Below are 17141 nucleotides of genomic sequence, written 5' to 3'. Positions count from 1 at the left end.
CGATCGAAGGCCGCCGCGATGGCGGCGCGCGTGACCGAGATTGTCGACAGGGCCGGCGACGCCCTGCGCGCGGCCGCACTCGGTCTCATGCCGGCACCGGCGCCCGTACCGGTCCGCGTGCGCGCACGGCAACCGCGCCGGCAGGACTGATCGCGGGACGCGCGCGACCCCGGAGCGGACACGACCCCTTCCGCGTTCCTCCACAGGCGCCGGACAGCATCACCCCTGCGTCAGGATCACCGGCAGGACAGCGGGCAGGTCCTACCGCCCTCCCAGAATGCCTCGCACCGCGGCCTCCCATCCCCTAGGCCCCAGGGGCGATTGCCACGCGGCCGCGAACCGTCCAAGGAACCGTCGTATCGATCGCACGGGATCGCGATGGCGGACACCGACGAGACCACCCTGACCTTCGATCCGTCGATGCCTCCGGCCGGCCGGCTGGACCGGGTCGCGCCGCTGATCCGCCGGCGGGTCGCGCCGAACGGAGGCCCGTTCACGGCGAGCGGCACCTGCACCTACGTGGTGGGCCAGGAGCGCGTCGCGGTGATCGATCCGGGCCCGGACGATCCGGCCCATGTCGACGCGCTGCTTCGGGATCTCGGCACCGAGCGGGTCGAGGCCATCGTGGTCACCCACACCCATCGGGATCACTCGCCCGGAGCAAGGCTGCTCGCCGCGCGCACCGGCGCGCCGATCGTCGGATGCGCGCCGCACAGGGCCGCGCGGGCCCTGTCGGAAGCGGAGACCCCGATGCTCGACGCGAGCGCCGACCGGGCGCACGCGCCGGAACGGATCATGGTGGAGGGCGACGCCGTGTCCGGCCCGGGCTGGACCCTCGTGGCCGTCGAGACCCCCGGGCACACGATGAACCATCTCGCCTTCGCGCTGCCGGAGGCGCGGGCGCTGTTCTCGGGCGACCACGTCATGGCGTGGTCGACCACGATTGTGGCGCCGCCCGACGGCGCGATGCGGGCCTACATGGACTCCCTCGACAAGCTGCGCGGGCGCGACGAGACGGTCTACTGGCCGGGCCATGGCGGACCGGTGCGCGAGCCCGCCCGGTTCCTCCGCGGGCTCGCCGGGCATCGCCGCCAGCGCGAGGCGGCGATCCGCGCGCGGCTGGCCGCCGGCGACGGGCGGATCGCCGACATCGTCGCTGCGATCTACCAGGGGCTCGATCCCCGGCTCCGCGGCGCGGCGGCGCTGTCGGTCTTCGCCCACCTGGAGGATCTGGTCGGACGCGGGCTCGCGTCCTGCGACGGCGCCCCCCGCCTCGACGGCACCTACGCGCCGGCCTGAGAGGCGCGGCGGCTCACTTCACCGCGAGGGCGAGGTTGGCGACGTCGTCGAGATAGGCCCGGATCCGGTCGGCATTGCTGCCGAAATCGCGGCCGCCGAGCCGCGAGGCCGAGCGCACGTCGATCCGCGCCCCGTCGGCGCGGGGACGGATGCGCACGGTGACATCGTCCGGCAGGTTGAGGATCAGCCCCCGCGCCACGGCCTCGATCCGGCCGTTCCCGGTCCGGCCGCCCGGCCGGATCGCCTCGACGATCTGCCAGTGCCGCTTCAGGGCAGCCTGCCGGGCGAGTTCGAAGGCCTCGTCGGCGCCGATATCGAGGGTCAGCGGCGCGATCTGCGGGTAGGCGCCGCGCTGGCTCTCGCGCGCAGCCGGGCTCGGGTCCGCCGGGTAGCGTCCGCCGCGGGCCGCGAAGGCCGCCCGCGAGCGCGAGAAGGCCGGCGGATTGTCGATGTCGGTGGTGATGTCCGACAGGGCGGGAAGACGCAGGCCGCGCAGGCCCAGGAAGGCGGGGTAGCCGAGAACCGCCAGCGCCAGGATCAATCCGGCGAGGGCGGCCCCGAGACCGCGGGCGCCCTCGCGCCAGACCCGCACGAAGGCGAAGATCGCGGCCGCGGCCGCCAGCAGCGCGACGCCGAGCCCGGCCACGAGCGCCACGAGGGCGGCGTCCGTGTCGGAGCGCGGATCCCGGACGAGGACCAGGGCGATCCCGGTGGCGATGACGGAGAACACGGCGAGCCGCCGGGCCAGCGGCCCCGCGCGAGTCACGGGTTCCTCGATGAGCAGGCGGCGCATGGGGATCATGAAGGCGTTCGAGGCCCGATCTTAGAGCTTGGCCGGAGCCGGCGCCATGGCGCCGCGGTCACGGCGCGTACGCGCGGGCGTTGCCGGGCAGGCCGAGCGTGGCGGGCAGTTTGAGCGGGTCGGGGAGCATCGCGCCCCCGTACCGGCCGACCGGGTCGGGGATCTCGCTGTGCGCGACCGTCTGAGCCGTCAGGGCGCTCCAGGGGCCCGTCACCGCGAACAGGATCCCGCGGGAGGAATCGCCGGGCGGACGCAGGACGAGGTCGCCCTTGGCATCGAGCCGACGCTCCGGCAGCGAGACTTGGCCGTGCAGGGTCGCCCCGACGCTCGGCCCCAGGAGACCCGACTCGGCGATCTCGCCCACGCCGTCGGCGAAGCGCAGCGTCACCACGGCCCGCTCGAAGGCCGTCCGGCCGTTGCGGCGCGCCAGGGCGCCGGACGCCACCGCGCCGTTGCGGTGGATGACGTCGGCGAGGTCGAGGCCCGCGATGGCACCACCGTCCATGGCGAGCGTGGCCCGGCCATTCAGGTGCGCCAGCAATCCGACCGTGTCCCGGGCCCTGGATTCGAGGGCGAAATGCCCCTGCACGGGCCCCACCACCCAGCGGGCCGCGCCGATCTCGCCGAGCAGCGCGCCGAGGTCGACGCGGTCGAGGCTTCCCTGCGTGCGCAGTTCGGTCGCGGCCGGATCGGACCCGCTCCTCAGGTTGACGCGCCCCTTGAACGTGCCGTCCTGGATCCGGGCCCGGTTCACCGCGACCTCCAGGGCGGCCTCCCGCACCAGGACACTCGCCGCCAGATCCTGCACCCGGACGGCGCCGGCGCGCCCCTCGGCCGCCGACAGGCGCAGGTCGAGGTCGCCGCGCGTGAAGGGCGCCAGGGCGATCGACGCGGGCGCGGGGTCGAGGAGCCGCGACAGATCCGCGACGAGAGGCGTGAGATCGAGTGTCTCGGCCGCCAGGGTCGCCTGCACCGAGAGGCGCGGCGCCTTGCCGGGCCCGAACGCGACGGCGCCGGCCCCCTCGAGCACGTTCTGACCCAGGCCGATGCGCAGGCTCGGCCACGAGACGGACCGCTCGCTCGTCTCGAACCGGCCGTCGACCGAGAAGGCGCCGGCGAGCGGCGCCAGCGGCATATCGCGGCCGATCCAGGCCAAGCTCTCCGGCAGGGATCGCGTCTCGAACCGGACCTGCCCGGACATGACGGGCAGCGCGCTCCCCTCCGCCGGCGGCGCCACCGTTCCGTCCGCCGCGAGGCGGCCGTCCGGCCACGTGATCTCCGCGGTGAACGGGCTCCCGCGGCGCTGGGCCATCTCGGCCGGACGCAGGTGGCTGAGGGCGATCCGGGTCGGCACGCCGCGCCAGATGAGGCTGGCGCGGCCCTCGGCGGCCTTGCCCCAGAGCGGCCACGCGATGTCGAGGTCGATGTCCCGGGCCGTGTCGCCGGCGGCGAGGCGCGCGTCGCGCACGACGATCCGGCGCGGCCGGGCCGTCTCGCCGGATCGGGCCTGCTCGGCGAGGCGCGCGAGGGGGGCGTCCCAGCCGGCGGGGTCGTCCGACAGCCGCGCGCCCTCCAGGCGGAGGCCGCTCACCGCGGCGCGGCCGCCGAGGAGGCTCAGCGGGTCGAGATCGATGGTCAGACGGCCCTCGTCCGCCAGGACCGGGCCGTCGGAACCGGCAGCGAGCCGGACGCGGTCGAGGGTCAGGCGCGGCCAGGGCAGCACCGCGAGGCGCGCGGGCCCCTGCAGCGTCAGCCCGAGGCCGTAGGCGTCGAAGGCGCGGCGGGCGAAGGCCGTGGCCCGGCCATCCTCCAGGGGCCAGTCGCGCAGGCCGAGGCCGGCCGCGATCAGGCTCCCGAGAGCGAGGATGAAGATCGGGCGGCGCAGCGACATCATGCTCCGAGAGGGCGGCGGCTGTGGCCGGAAGCCGGGCGCCGCGCCGGCCCCTCGGGCTGCCACGGCCCGGCAGGGTCTGCACGTCGAGTGGGCAACTTAGCGTCCCCGGCCGGCTTTGTCTGCCGCGCCCGCGCAGGGCCGCCCTGCCCTCCCCAGCGCAGTGCCGGTTACGGATCGCCCGGGACCGCGCCGGCCGGTGCGGTGCACCACTGGATTTCGCGCGCGGAATCGGGGAGAGCAGGCGCGAGGACACGCGCGTCCCGAGGTTTCGGCCGGTCGGGTCGGGCGGGAAAAGGACGGTTCGATGAAGAAGGTCTACACGGATGCCGCCGCGGCCCTGGCCGGCCTCCTGCGCGACGACATGATGGTGATGTGCGGCGGCTTCGGCCTCTGCGGCATCCCCGACGAGCTGATCGAGGCGGTGCGCCTCTCCGGCGTCAAGGGCCTCACCGTCGTGTCGAACAATGCCGGCATCGACGGGGTCGGTCTCGGCAAGCTCCTGGACACCCGCCAGGTCGCCAAGATGATCTCGTCCTACGTGGGCGAGAACAAGGAGTTCGCCCGGCAGTACCTCGGCGGTGAGCTGGAGATCGAGTTCAACCCGCAGGGCACGCTGGCCGAGCGGATCCGCGCCGGCGGCGCCGGCATCCCGGCCTTCTTCACCAAGACCGGCGTCGGCACCAAGGTCGCCGAGGGCAAGGAAGTCCGCGAGTTCGACGGCGAGCAGTACGTCATGGAGCGCGGCCTGTTCGCCGACCTCGCCCTGGTCCACGCCCACACGGGCGACACCGAGGGCAACCTCCGCTACCGGATGACCGCGCGCAACTTCAACCCGATGATGGCCACCGCCGCCAAGATGACGGTGGCGCAGGTCGAGCACCTCGTGAAGCCGGGCGAGATCGATCCGGACACGATCCACACGCCCGGCATCTTCGTGAAGCGCATCATCGACGTCGGGCAGCGCGACAAGCGCATCGAGCAGCGCACCACGCGCAAGCGCGGCGACAGCACCCCGGCCGCGGCGGCCGGCGGCGGCACGCACTGATCGGACGGGAAGGGAGCGAGAACGATGGCCTGGACCCGCGAGCAGATGGCGGCGCGCGCCGCCAAAGAGCTGGAGGACGGCTTCTACGTGAATCTCGGGATCGGCATCCCGACGCTGGTGTCGAACTACATCCCCGAGGGCATGTCGGTGCAGCTCCAGTCGGAGAACGGCATGCTGGGCATGGGCCCCTTCCCCTACGAGGGTGAGGAGGACCCGGACCTGATCAACGCCGGCAAGCAGACGATCACCGCTCTGCCGACGACGAGCTACTTCTCCTCGGCGGATTCCTTCGGGATGATCCGCGGCGGGCACATCAACCTGTCGATCCTCGGCGCCATGCAGGTGGCCGGCAACGGCGACCTCGCCAACTGGATGATCCCTGGCAAGATGGTGAAGGGGATGGGCGGCGCCATGGACCTCGTGGCCGGCGTGAAGCGCGTGGTCGTGGTGATGGAGCACGTCGCCAAGAACAAGGACGGCACCGAGAGCCCGAAGCTGCTCAAGGCCTGCGACCTGCCGCTCACCGGCACGCAGGTGGTCGACCTGGTGATCACCGATCTCGGCGTGTTCGAGATCGACAAGAAGGGCGACGGCGGCATGAGGCTCATCGAGCTCGCCGACGGCGTCACCGAGGACGAGATCCGCGGCAAGACCGAGGCCGACTTCACCGTCGCTTTGAAGAACTGACGCCTCGGGGCCCGGCGGCCGGCGTCGCCGGGTCCGCCGGGCGGGAGACGGCCGGGCACCCGACCGTCCCGCAGTGCCGCCGCCCACCGCCTTTCCACATCGGCTCAGGCGGTTCTCGGTTCAGACGGCGCGCTCCGTCGTCGCGAGCGCAGCGAAGTGACCCAGGGTCGCGCCATCGTGCAGAGCGGGGCGCTGCTGGATTGCTTCGCTCCGCTCGCGAGGACGGCGGAACCGGTCGGTGACCCGGAAACCGCATCGACCGCGAAGCACCCCCGCTCCCAGTCGGGACAGGGGTGCTTCGCGTGACTGCGCGCCGGCCAGGCGTGGCGCGGGCTGTGGGTCCCGCCCGGCCTCGGGCGGCTCAGCCCGCGTCGCTGGCGCCCGCGCCCGCGAGTTGCGGATTCCGGGTCGCGGGCCGCACCGGGCTGTCGGCCGCCGGCTCCTCGCCCCGCAGCGCCCGCCGCACGTAGCCGTCGACCCGGTCGCCCTGCTCCGGCAGGGCGGCCTCGAGATGCGCGATCATCTTGGGCGTCCAGAACGCCTTGATGTGCTTCTGGATCCCGGCCACCGCCTCCTCCTCCGGGTAGGACCGGAAGAAGGTCGCGATCTGGTTGGCCATGCGGACGAGCTTGTCCGCCTGCGTCACGGCGCTCATCGGAAACTCTTACTCTGCCGCGTCGAGGGTCTGGGCGATCCGGGTCAGGGAGAAGTCCTCCTCGTAGAACTTCGCCTGCCAGTCGGAGGGCCGGTTGGTCCGCCGGACCTGCACCGCCGTCACCTTGTACTCGGGGCAGTTGGTCGCCCAGTCCGAGTAGTCGGTGGTGATGACGTTGGCGCCGGTCTTGGCGTGGTGGAAGGTCGTGTAGACCACGCCCGGCTGCATCCGCTCGGAGACCTTGGCCTTCAGGGCGATATCGCCCGAGCGGCTCTCCAGGGCGACGAGGTCGCCGTCGACGATGCCGCGCAGCTCCGCGTCGAACGGGTGGATCTCCAGCACGTCCTCCTCGTGCCAGCGCGAGTTCTCGGTGCGCCGGGTCTGCGCGCCGACATTGTACTGGGACAGGATCCGGCCCGTGGTGAGGATCAGCGGGAACTTCGCCCCCGTCCGCTCCTCGGTGGCCACGAACTCGGTGATCATGAACCGGCCCTTGCCGCGGACGAACCGGTCCACGTGCATCATCGGCGTGCCGAGCGGCGCCTTCTCGTTGCAGGGCCACTGCACCGAGCCGAGCTCGTCGAGCTTGGCGTAGGACACGCCGGTGAAGCTCGGGGTGAGCGAGGCGATCTCGTCCATGATCTCGGACGGGTGATTGTAGTTCATGGGGTAGCCCAGCGCGTTGGAGAGCAGCACCGTGCCCTCCCAGTCGCCGTAGCCGCCCATCGGGGCCATGACCTTGCGGACCCGCGAGATGCGGCGCTCGGCGTTGGTGAAGGTCCCGTCCTTCTCGAGGAACGAGGCGCCCGGCAGGAAGACGTGGGCGTACTTGGCGGTCTCGTTCAGGAACAGGTCCTGGACGACGATGCACTCCATCGCCATCAGGCCCGAGGTCACGTGGTGCGTGTCGGGATCCGACTGGGCGATGTCCTCGCCCTGGATGTACATGCCCTTGAACGTGCCCTCGACGGCCTCGTCCAGCATGTTGGTGATGCGCAGGCCCGGCGCGTTGTCGAGCTTGGCGCCCCAGAGGGCCTCGAAGCTCTCGCGGGTCGCGTCGTCCGAGACGTGGCGGTAGCCCGTGAGCTCGTGCGGGAACGAGCCCATGTCGCAGGAGCCCTGCACGTTGTTCTGGCCGCGCAGCGGGTTCACACCGGCGCCGAGCTTGCCGATGTTGCCGGTGGCCATGGCGATGTTGGCCATGCCCATGACCATGGTCGAGCCCTGGCTGTGCTCGGTGACGCCCAGCCCGTAGTATATGCCGGCCGCGCCACCCTTGGCGTAGAGCCGGGCCGCCCCGCGGACCTGCTCGGGGTCGAGGCCGGTGAAGGACTGCTGGTTCTCCGGGGAGTGGCGCTCGTCGGCGATGAACCGGGCCCAGGACTCGAACTCGGCGAGGTCGCAGCGCTCGCGGACATAGGCCTCGTCGATCAGCCCCTCGGTGACGATCACGTGCGCCAGCGAGTTGATGAAGGCGACGTTGGAGCCGGGCTTCAGCGGCAGATGATAGTCGGCCTTGATGTGGGGCGACTTCACGAGGTCGATCTTGCGCGGATCGGCGACGATCAGCTTGGCGCCCTCGCGCAGCCGCTTCTTCATGCGCGAGCCGAAGACCGGGTGGCCGTCCGTCGGGTTCGCGCCGATCACCAGGATCACGTCGGACTTCTCGACCGACTTGAAGTCCTGGGTGCCGGCCGAGGTGCCGAGCGTCGACATCAGGCCGTAGCCGGTCGGCGAGTGGCAGACGCGGGCGCAGGTGTCGACGTTGTTGTTGCCGAAGGCGGCGCGCACGAGCTTCTGGACGAGGTAGGCCTCCTCGTTGGTGCAGCGCGACGAGGTGATGCCGCCGACCGAATCCTTGCCGTACTTGGCCTGGATCCGCTTGAACTCGGAGGCCGCGCGGTCGATCGCCTCCTCCCAGGACACTTCGCGCCACGGATCCGTGATCTTCTCGCGGATCATCGGCTTGGTGATGCGGTCCTTGTGGGTGGCGTAGCCGTAGGCGAAGCGGCCCTTCACGCAGCTATGGCCCTCGTTGGCCTTGCCGCCCTTGTAGGGGACCATGCGGACGACGCGCTCGCCCTGCATCTCGGCCTTGAACGAGCAGCCGACACCGCAATACGCGCAGGTCGTCACCTCCGCGTGCTCGGGCTGGCCGTACGCGTGGATCGATTTTTCCTGCAACGTGGCCGTCGGACACGCCTGGACGCAAGCGCCGCAGGAGACGCACTCGGACTCGAAGAAGTTGGTTGGGCCAGCGGCCACGCGGCTGTCGAAGCCGCGGCCCGCGATGGTCAGCGCGAAGGTGCCCTGCACCTCCTCGCAGGCGCGGACGCAGCGGTTGCAGACGATGCACTTCGACGGGTCGTAGGTGAAGTACGGGTTCGACTCGTCTTTCGGCAGGTACTTCTCCGAGCTCGGCCGGACGTGGTTGTCGCCCTCGTAGCCGTAGCGCACGTCGCGCAGGCCGACGACGCCCGCCTGGGTCTGCAGCTCGCAGTCGCCGTTCGCCGCGCAGGTCAGGCAGTCGAGGGGATGGTCGGAGATGTAGAGCTCCATCACGCCCTTGCGGAGCTTGGCGAGCTTCTCGTTCTGCGTGTGCACCACCATGCCGTTCTCGGCCGGGGTCGTGCAGGAGGCCGGGGTGCCGCGCCGGCCCTCGATCTCCACGAGACAGAGGCGGCAGGAGCCGAACGGCTCCAGCGAGTCGGTGGCGCAGAGCTTCGGGATCTGTGTCCCGGCCTGCATCGCCGCCGCCATCACCGAGGTGCCGGCCGGCACCGTCACCGACATGCCGTCGATCGTCAGCGTCACCGTCTGCTCGCTGACGCGGATCGGCGTGCCGTAGTCGATCTCCTTGATCAGGCCCATCGACGTCTCCTCACTCGGCCGCGGCCGGCAGATCGCCGGCGCGCCTGAAATCCTCGGGGAAATGGGTGATCGCGCTCATCACCGGCATGGGCGTCAGCCCGCCCATGGCGCAGAGCGACCCGTCGGTCATGACCTCGCAGAGATCCTCGACCAGCTTGAGATTCGCGTCCGGCCGGATGCCGGCGATCACCTTGTCCATGGTCTCGACGCCGCGGGTCGCGCCGATGCGGCACGGGGTGCACTTGCCGCAGGACTCGGTGGCGCAGAACTCGAAGGCGAAGCGGGCCTGGGAGGCCATGTCGACGGTGTCGTCGAACACCACGATGCCGCCGTGGCCGACGAGGCCCTTCTTGGCCGCCATCGCCTCGTAGTCGAGGGGCGTGTCGAGGAGATGGTCGGGGAAGTAGGCCCCGAGCGGCCCGCCGACCTGCACGGCACGGACCGGCCGGCCCGAACGGGTGCCGCCGCCGAAATCCTCGATCACCTGCCGGAGGGTGATGCCGAAGGCCATCTCGATCAGGCCGCCATGCTTGACGTTGCCGGCGAGCTGGATCGGCAGGGTGCCGAGCGACCGTCCCATGCCGTAATCGGCGTAGGCCTTGGCCCCGTTCTCCAGGATCCACGGCACGGCCGTGAAGGTCATGACGTTGTTGACCAGCGTCGGCTTGCCCAGGAAGCCCTTGAGCGCGGGGATCGGCGGCTTCGCCCGCACGATGCCGCGCTTGCCCTCCAGGCTCTCCAGCAGCGAGGTCTCCTCGCCGCAGATATAGGCTCCGGCGCCGAGGCGCACTTCCAGGTGGAAGGTCTTGCCCGAGCCCAGGATGTTGTCGCCGAGCACGCCGGCCGTCACGCCGTTGGCGATCGCCTCCTTCAGGGTGGCGAAGGCCTGCGGGTACTCGGAGCGGAGGTAGATGTAACCGCGGGTGGCGCCGGTCGCGACGCCCGCGATGGTCATGCCCTCGATGAGGTTGAAGGGGTCGCCCTCCATCATCATCCGGTCGGCGAAGGTGCCGGAATCGCCCTCGTCGGCGTTGCAGACCACGTATTTCTGGTCCGCCTTGGCGAGCATCACGGTGTTCCACTTGATGCCGGCCGGGAAGCCGGCACCGCCCCGGCCGCGCAGGCCGGAATCGCGCACCGCCGCCACGATGCCTTCGGCATCGAGCTTAAGGGCGGCCTCGAGGCCGCGGTAGCCGCCATGGGCCCGGTAATCGTCCACGGAGACCGGGTCGACCACGCCGCAGCGGTGGAAGGTCAGGCGCTGCTGCCGGGCGAGGTAGGGGATCTTCTCCGGATCGCCGAGGCGCAGGGCGTGGTCGCCGCCCGTGGTCAGGCCGGCATCCAGCAGGGCATCGACGTCCTTGACCGTCACCGGCCCGTAGGCGACGCGCCCCTCGGGGGTGCCGACCTCGACCATCGGCTCCAGCCAGAACAGGCCGCGGGAGCCGGTGCGGACGATGGTGACGTCCAGGCCGCGGCGCTCGGCGCCGGCGAAGAGGGCGCGGGCAACCTTGTTGGCGCCGAGCCCGAGGGCGACGGCGTCGCGCGGAACGTAGAGCGTGACGCTCACTGGCGCACCTCCGTCAGGGCAGCTTCGAGGGCGTCGGCGGTCAGGTGCGCGACGGGCTCACCGTCCACCAGCGCGGCGGGGCCGTTGGCGCAGAGGCCGAGGCAGTAGACCGGCTCGACCGTGGCGCTGCCGTCGGCGGTGGTCTCGTGCCAGCCGCAGCCGAGGCGGCCCAGGATCTCGCGGTGCAGCTTGTCCGAGCCCATGGCCTGGCAGGCCTCGGCCCGGCACAGCTTCACCTCGTGGCGGCCGGCGGGGTGCGCCCGGAAGTCGTGGTAGAAGGTGATGCAGCCGTGGACTTCGGCGCGCGACAGGTTCAGCGCGTCCGCGATCAGCGGCACGGCACCGGAATCCACGTAGCCGAAGGTTTCCTGCAGCGCGTGCAGGATCGGCAGCGTGGCCCCCTCGAGATGGGTGTGCTCGGCGATGATCCCGGATGCGCGCTCCGCGCTCCAGGGCTCGTGACGCGCCATGGTTTCCAGCCCAGTCTGTTCCTGTTCTAATGCGAAGAGGAACAGAAATGCCGAATGGCATCAATCGCGCTGTCCGGTCGGGCGACAAAGGACGTTTGTCGAGCTGTAACGCGCAGGCCTGAGGAGCGGAGCCAGTTCGTTAACCTGTTGCCGCAGCGCGATTTTTCAGATCCGACCGGCAGTCAGGATTTGTCGCTTGCGTCGCAACATAAATTTGTGCCCTGCAAGAAACTGCATTCCACCAGGTCGGGTCCGGAACGTCCAGTTAGAGCACTCCGTCCTTGCGAGCGGAGCGAAGCAATCCAGGGCAGCGCGACCTCGGCAAGCGTGGCGCGACTGGATTGCTTCGCTCCGCTCGCAAGGACGGTGGCGGGCTCCAAGACGGCAGCCTCGGCCGCGTCAGAACTCCATCTCGAGTTCCTCGATCTCGTCCGGCTCATCGGCGGCGGCCTCCGCCCACTCGACCATCAGCGGCCAGTGCAGGATCGTGTCGCGGTAGGCGGCGGCGCGGGGCGGCAGCGCGACGTCGTAGGTGCGGAAGCGGGTGCAGACCGGGGCGAACATCGCGTCGGCGAGGCACGGCCGCGCGCCGAACAGGTACGGCCCCTCGTAGCGGTCCAGGCAATCGTCGAAAATCGTGACGATGCGCTCGATATCGGCCTTGGCACCGTTGAACACGCGGAAATCGGGGTGGAAGGCGCGCAGGTTCATCGGCAGCGCCGAGCGCAGATTGACGAAGCCAGAATGCATCTCCCCCGAGATCGACCGGCAATGGGCGCGCTCCGCCACGTTGCCGGGCAGGAAGCCGGCCTCCGGGAAAGTCTCGGCGAGATACTCGGCGATCGCCAGCGTGTCCCAGACGACCACGTCGCCGTGGCGCAGGCGGGGCACCAGGAACGAGGGCGACAGGTGCAGCAGCTCCGCCCGGGTGGTGGCGTCGGTGCCGGACAGGACCTCCGTCCGGAAGTCGAGCCCGGCCATCCGGCAGATCAGCCAGCCCCGCAGGGACCACGAGGAGTAGTTGCGGCTCGAGATGGTGAGCGTAGCGGCCGTCATCGTCCTGCCCCGGGCGCGTCGCCGATCGTGCGGTCTGCGAGGCCCGATCCAAGACTCGTGCCGAACGGGGCGGGCGAATCGCTTCCGGCGGCGATTCTACTCCCGTCGCAGCAGCGCCGCGACCTCCGCCTGCTCGGCGGCCGACAGGTTCCGGGCCGGCGCGGGCGGGCGGCGGCGGGCGAGGCGCCAGATTCCGAGCCCGCCGAGCAGCACCGCGAGCACCGGGGTCAGCCACAGCAGCAGGGTGTGCAGCGCGAAGACCGGGCGCAGCAGCACGAACTCGCCGTAGCGGGCCACGACGTAGTCGAGCACCGCCGTGTCGCTGTCGCCCTTCTCCAGCCGCTCGCGGACGATCAGGCGCAGGTCCTTGGCGAGCGGCGCGTCGGAATCGTCGATCGACTGGTTCTGGCAGACGAGGCAGCGCAGTTCGGCCGAGATCTCCCGGGCGCGGTGCTCCAGCGCGGGATCCTTCAGCACCTCGTCGGGCTGCACCGCCAGGGCCGGCAGTGACGCCAGCAGGGCGAGCGCGGCCAGCGCCGGGCGGAGCGAACGGCGCGCCATCACTCGGCCGGCACCGCGACCGGGAGCGGCCGCGCCTTCGCCTTTGCGGGGACGCCCACGCGCATTCGCCGGTCCGTGAGCGACAGGCCGCCGCCCAGCGCCATCACCACCGCCCCGAGCCAGATCAGCAGGACCAGCGGCTTGTAGTAGAGGCGCAGGCCGACGCCGCCGTCCTGCCCGATCTCCCCGAGGCTCGCGTAGACCTGGCTGACACCGTTGGTCAGCAGCCCCGATTCCGTCACGGCCATCTTGCGGCTCGGGTAGAAGCGCTTGCCGGTCTCGACCTTCCCGACCTCGTCGCCCCCGCGGGTGCGGATCGTCAGGTAGGCGGCGGCCTCCTCGTAGTTCGGTCCCTTGCGCGGTGCGACCCGGTCCAGGGTCGCCACGTAGGGCCCCGTCGCCAGGCTCTCGCCGGGCTTGAGGGTCGCCAGCCCCTCGGTGGCCCAGCCCTGCGCGGCGATGCCCAGCACCACCACGCCGACCCCGGCATGGGCGATGGCGGTGCCCCAGGCCGAGCGCGGCAGGCCGACGGCGCGGCGGCCGATCTGTCCGAGGGACCGGGCGCGGCTCGCCCCGTAGCCGCGGGCGCGGGTGACGATCTCCAGGGCGGACCCGATCAGCAGGTAGGCGCCGAGGCCGATCCCGACCGGCGCCAGCACCGGCCCGCCCCAAGTCAGCGCCAGCACCGCGAAGCCGACCACCAGGGCGACCGCCAGCGCGGCGAACAGGCGCTGGGCGGCGGCGAGCACGTCGCCGCGCTTCCAGGCCAGCGCCTGGCCCATGGGCACGATCAGCAGCAGCGGGATCGCCAGCGGCACGAAGGTGGAATTGAAGAAGGGCGGCCCGACCGTGATCTTCTCGCCCGTCAGCATCTCGAGCACCAGCGGGTAGAGCGTGCCGACCAGCACGGTGGCGCAGGCCGCCACCAGGAACAGGTTGTTGAGGACGAGCGAGCCCTCGCGGGAGATCGGCGCGAACAGTCCCCCCTGCCGCAGCAGCGGCGCCCGCCACGCGAACAGCGTCAGCGAGCCGCCGATGAACAGGATCAGGATCGCCAGGATGAAGACGCCGCGGGTTGGGTCGGTGGCGAAGGAATGCACCGAGGTGATCACGCCCGAGCGGACCAGGAAGGTGCCGATCAGCGAGAGCGAGAAGGTCAGGATGGCGAGCAGCACCGTCCAGACCTTCAGGGCGTCGCGCTTCTCCATCACCACGGTGGAGTGCAGCAGCGCCGTGCCGGCGATCCACGGCATCAGGGAGGCGTTCTCCACCGGGTCCCAGAACCACCAGCCGCCCCAGCCGAGCTCGTAGTAGGCCCAGTAGGAGCCCATCGCGATCCCGAGCGTCAGGAAGCACCACGCGGCGAGGGTCCAGGGCCGCACCGCCCGCGCCCAGACGGCGTCGATCCGCCCGTCGATCAGCGCGGCCACCGCGAAGGCGAAGCTGATCGAGAAGCCGACATAGCCGACGTAGAGCAGTGGCGGGTGGACCGCGAGACCCGGATCCTGCAGCAGCGGGTTGAGGTCGTTGCCCTCGAGCGGGGCCGGGATCACCCGGGTGAACGGGTTCGAGGTCGTGATGATGAACAGCACGAACACGAAGGTGATCAGCCCCTGCACGGCCAGGGTGTTGGCCCGCAGCCGCGGCGGCACCGAGTTCTTGGCCGCCGCCACGCAGGCGCCGAACAGGGTGAGGATCAGGACCCAGAGGAGCATCGAGCCCTCATGGTTCCCCCAGACGCCGGAGATCTTGTAGATCAGCGGCTTCTGCGTGTGCGAGTTCTCGACGACGTTCTGGACCGAGAAGTCCGAGGTGACGTGCGCGTAGGTGAGCGCCGCGAAGGCGAAGAGCACGCAGGCGAAGGCGCCGAGCGCCGCCTGAGAGGCGGTCTGGCGCAGGGCCGGATCGCCCGAGCGGGCGGCCCAGATCGGCATCACCACCTGGACGAGGGAGATCGCCAGCGCGAGCGCGAGGGCGAAGTGGCCGGTCTCGACGATCATGCGGGTTCCCTCACCGCTCGCTGCGGGGACCGAGGGTGCTGTCCGCCGCCGCGGTCGCGGGCTTCGGCGCCGGGCCACCCTTGTTCGGGCCGCCCTCCTGCCAGCGCCCCTGCGCCTTCAGCGCGTCGGCCACCTCGCGGGGCATGTAGGATTCGTCGTGCTTGGCCAGCACCGTGTCGGCGCGGAACTGCCCGCCCGGCTCCAGCACGCCCTCGGCGACCACGCCCTGCCCTTCCCGGAACAGGTCCGGCAGCAGGCCCTTGTAATGGACCTCGACGGTCTCGTTCGTGTCGGTGACGGCGAAATCGACCGTCTGGTCGGGGCCGCGCCTGAGCGAGCCGTCCTTCACCAGCCCGCCGAGCCGCAGGCGCGTGCCCGGGGCGATGGCCTGCTTGGCGATGTCGGTGGGCGAGCGGAAGAACACGATCGAGCCGCTCATGGCGTACAGCATCAGCCCCACGGCGAGCGCCAGGACGCTGCCGCAGGCGGCGATCAGGATCAGGCGGCGTTTCTTACGCGTCACGATACTTCCACCCCGCGGTCCGGCGCGCGGCGACCCGCCTCGACCGGAACCGTTCTCATTCTAGTCTTGAGGGTGTCGGCTCCAGGCGCCCGCGGGTCAAGGGCGGGCGTCGGGACCGATTGTCGTACGGACCGCTCCACGGAGGCGGGCTCGCGATTTCGTGGCGCCGGGGAACGGGCGCGCCAAGGGTTTGGTGCGTCAGGGGTTCGGTGCGTCAGGGGTTCGGCTTGGCGGGGAGCTCCAGCTCCCGGGCGAGACCGTCGAGCCGCGCCACCGCCTCGCTGTTGGCGGCCAGCGCCATGCGGGCGCGGTCGAGCGCCTTCACCGCCTGGTCGCGCTCGCCCAGCGCGCTGTAGGAGCGCACGAGCCGCATCCACTCGTCCGGCGTGCCGCCCCGCGCGGCGAGGCGCCGGTCGAGTCCCTCGACCATCCCGCGAATCGCCGCCTGCTGCTCCGCCTGCGGCATGGCGCGCACGGCCGCCATCGCGGCCTCCTTCTCGGCCTGGACGCCCGGTCCCGCCCGGCCCGATTCGGCCGGCGCGGGCGCCGCGCCCTCGGCGCCGAGACCCACGGCGCGGGCGCCCTGCTCGACCTGGGCGAGACCCTGCGGGTCGCCCGCGAGGGCCGTGCGCGCGCGGGCCAGGGCGTCGGTCGCCTGCGCGCGCTCGCCGAGGACCATCCGGGACCGGACGAGCCGCAGCCACTCGTCGGGGGTGCCGCCGCCGCTCTTGAGGCGGGTGTCGAGCCCGTCGACCATGCCGCGAATCGCCGCCTGCTGCTCGGCCGGGATCTCGGGGGCGGCCTGGGGCGTCGCGGGCGGGGGCGGCTCGCCCTTGAGGCGGGCGAGGCTCTGCTTGACGATCCCGAGCCACGGGGCGTTCGGCGGGCTGCTGGCCTCGAGCTCGGTGAGCTGGCGGATCGCCTCGCCGGTGTCGCCGGCCTGCTCGGCCGCGCGGGCGAGGTAGAAGCGCGGCTTGGGCGCGTTCGGCTCCTTGGCCTGCGCCTTCTCGAACAGCGCCTTGGCCTCGGGCGACACGGTGCCGTCGCCGGCCGCCGTGAGGGCCTCGCCCTGGTCGGCCAGGAGGTCGGCGGTCTCGCCCTTGATCCGCGCGAGGTGGCCGTAGGCGCGGGCGGCGTCGTCGAATCGGCCGGTGCGCATGTAGACCGGGGCGAGCACGGCCCAGCCGCGCGCATCGTTCGGGTCCCGGGCGAGGCGCGCCTCGATCTGCCCGACCGCCTTCATCAGCTCGTCGGCGCCGCCGCGGGCGGCCTGCCGGTCGGCCTCGGTCTGCGCCGGCACCTCGGGCGAGCCGTAGAGCCCGTAGGCGATCAGCGCCACGAGCGGGATGGTGGAGAGCGCGAAGGCCGAGGCGGCGCGCCGGCGGCGCAGGCGCGGCTCGGCCGGGCGCGCGGCCTCGGCGATGCCGGCATCCTCGGCCTCGCGCTGCGCCTCGCGGCTCGACCGGAGGAGGCGGCGCGCCGCCTCGGCCTTGGCGGTCTCGGCCTCGTCGGGGGCGATCAGGCCGCGCTCGAGGTCGCGGTCGATCTCGGCGATCTGATCCTCGTAGAACGCCGTCTCGGTGGCGAGCCCGCTGCCGCCGGCCTCGCCGGTCGGCACGGCGGCACGCCGCGACATCGGCCAGAGCAGGCCGAGCACGGCCGCCGCGGTCATGGCCGCCAGGATGAACCAGATCGCCGTCATGGACCT

General features: G+C 71.8%; 14 protein-coding genes. 3 read left to right on the top strand and 11 right to left on the bottom strand.

What is annotated here, in order from left to right:
• The first annotated feature begins 378 nt into the window (after positions 1-378).
• Positions 379-1299: an MBL fold metallo-hydrolase gene (locus tag ASG32_RS15300; RefSeq protein WP_056527625.1), complete on the top strand. Its 921-nt coding sequence runs from the start codon at positions 379-381 to the stop codon at positions 1297-1299.
• Between the two features lie 13 nt (positions 1300-1312).
• On the opposite strand, the gene ASG32_RS15295 is transcribed toward ASG32_RS15300, so the two are convergent.
• Together ASG32_RS15295 and ASG32_RS15290 are read right to left on the bottom strand one after the other, a co-directional pair.
• Positions 1313-2092: a DUF1499 domain-containing protein gene (locus ASG32_RS15295; RefSeq protein ID WP_056527687.1), complete on the bottom strand. Its 780-nt coding sequence runs from the start codon at positions 2090-2092 to the stop codon at positions 1313-1315.
• 67 nt (positions 2093-2159) lie between these two features.
• Positions 2160-3995, bottom strand: coding sequence for an AsmA-like C-terminal region-containing protein (locus ASG32_RS15290; protein WP_244491981.1), 1836 nt, complete (start codon positions 3993-3995; stop codon positions 2160-2162).
• 304 nt (positions 3996-4299) lie between these two features.
• Between ASG32_RS15290 and ASG32_RS15285 the strand changes: the two genes are divergently transcribed.
• The gene (locus ASG32_RS15285) at positions 4300-5040 is read left to right on the top strand and encodes a CoA transferase subunit A (RefSeq protein WP_020090888.1); all 741 of its coding nucleotides are present in this window, start codon (positions 4300-4302) and stop codon (positions 5038-5040) included.
• A gap of 24 nt (positions 5041-5064) precedes the next feature.
• The gene (locus ASG32_RS15280) at positions 5065-5727 is read left to right on the top strand and encodes a 3-oxoacid CoA-transferase subunit B (RefSeq protein ID WP_042671934.1); all 663 of its coding nucleotides are present in this window, start codon (positions 5065-5067) and stop codon (positions 5725-5727) included.
• Between the two features lie 361 nt (positions 5728-6088).
• Here ASG32_RS15280 and ASG32_RS15275 read toward each other — a convergent pair whose 3' ends face one another.
• From ASG32_RS15275 to ccmI, 9 genes are all read right to left on the bottom strand, one after another.
• Positions 6089-6382 carry a formate dehydrogenase subunit delta gene (locus ASG32_RS15275; RefSeq protein WP_056527622.1) on the bottom strand — a complete coding sequence of 98 codons (294 nt, stop codon included), beginning with the start codon at positions 6380-6382 and terminating at the stop codon, positions 6089-6091.
• A gap of 9 nt (positions 6383-6391) precedes the next feature.
• A complete protein-coding gene (gene fdhF, locus ASG32_RS15270; RefSeq protein ID WP_056527619.1) occupies positions 6392-9253 on the bottom strand; it encodes a formate dehydrogenase subunit alpha in 2862 nt (953 codons plus the stop codon).
• A 10-nt stretch (positions 9254-9263) separates the two neighbouring features.
• Positions 9264-10823: a formate dehydrogenase beta subunit gene (locus ASG32_RS15265; protein WP_056527615.1), complete on the bottom strand. Its 1560-nt coding sequence runs from the start codon at positions 10821-10823 to the stop codon at positions 9264-9266.
• Positions 10820-11293: a formate dehydrogenase subunit gamma gene (locus tag ASG32_RS15260; protein ID WP_010684574.1), complete on the bottom strand. Its 474-nt coding sequence runs from the start codon at positions 11291-11293 to the stop codon at positions 10820-10822. The genes ASG32_RS15265 and ASG32_RS15260 overlap by 4 nt, the downstream gene beginning before the upstream one ends.
• 399 nt (positions 11294-11692) lie before the next feature.
• Positions 11693-12349 (bottom strand): glutathione S-transferase family protein, encoded by a 657-nt coding sequence (locus ASG32_RS15255; RefSeq protein ID WP_020090894.1) that lies wholly within the window; start codon positions 12347-12349, stop codon positions 11693-11695.
• 96 nt (positions 12350-12445) lie between these two features.
• Positions 12446-12910, bottom strand: a complete 465-nt coding sequence (locus ASG32_RS15250) for a cytochrome c-type biogenesis protein (RefSeq protein WP_020090895.1) — start codon at positions 12908-12910, stop codon at positions 12446-12448.
• Positions 12910-14910: a heme lyase CcmF/NrfE family subunit gene (locus ASG32_RS15245; RefSeq protein WP_020090896.1), complete on the bottom strand. Its 2001-nt coding sequence runs from the start codon at positions 14908-14910 to the stop codon at positions 12910-12912. The genes ASG32_RS15250 and ASG32_RS15245 overlap by 1 nt, the downstream gene beginning before the upstream one ends.
• A gap of 10 nt (positions 14911-14920) precedes the next feature.
• The gene (gene ccmE, locus ASG32_RS15240; protein ID WP_020090897.1) at positions 14921-15433 is read right to left on the bottom strand and encodes a cytochrome c maturation protein CcmE; all 513 of its coding nucleotides are present in this window, start codon (positions 15431-15433) and stop codon (positions 14921-14923) included.
• A 214-nt stretch (positions 15434-15647) separates the two neighbouring features.
• A complete protein-coding gene (gene ccmI, locus ASG32_RS15235) occupies positions 15648-17135 on the bottom strand; it encodes a c-type cytochrome biogenesis protein CcmI (RefSeq protein ID WP_056527613.1) in 1488 nt (495 codons plus the stop codon).
• Positions 17136-17141: the final 6 nt, after the last annotated feature.

Source organism: Methylobacterium sp. Leaf361, from assembly GCF_001424445.1.
In the GTDB taxonomy this organism is placed as follows: Bacteria; Pseudomonadota; Alphaproteobacteria; order Rhizobiales; family Beijerinckiaceae; genus Methylobacterium.
This window is presented reverse-complemented; position numbering and strand designations above follow the sequence as displayed.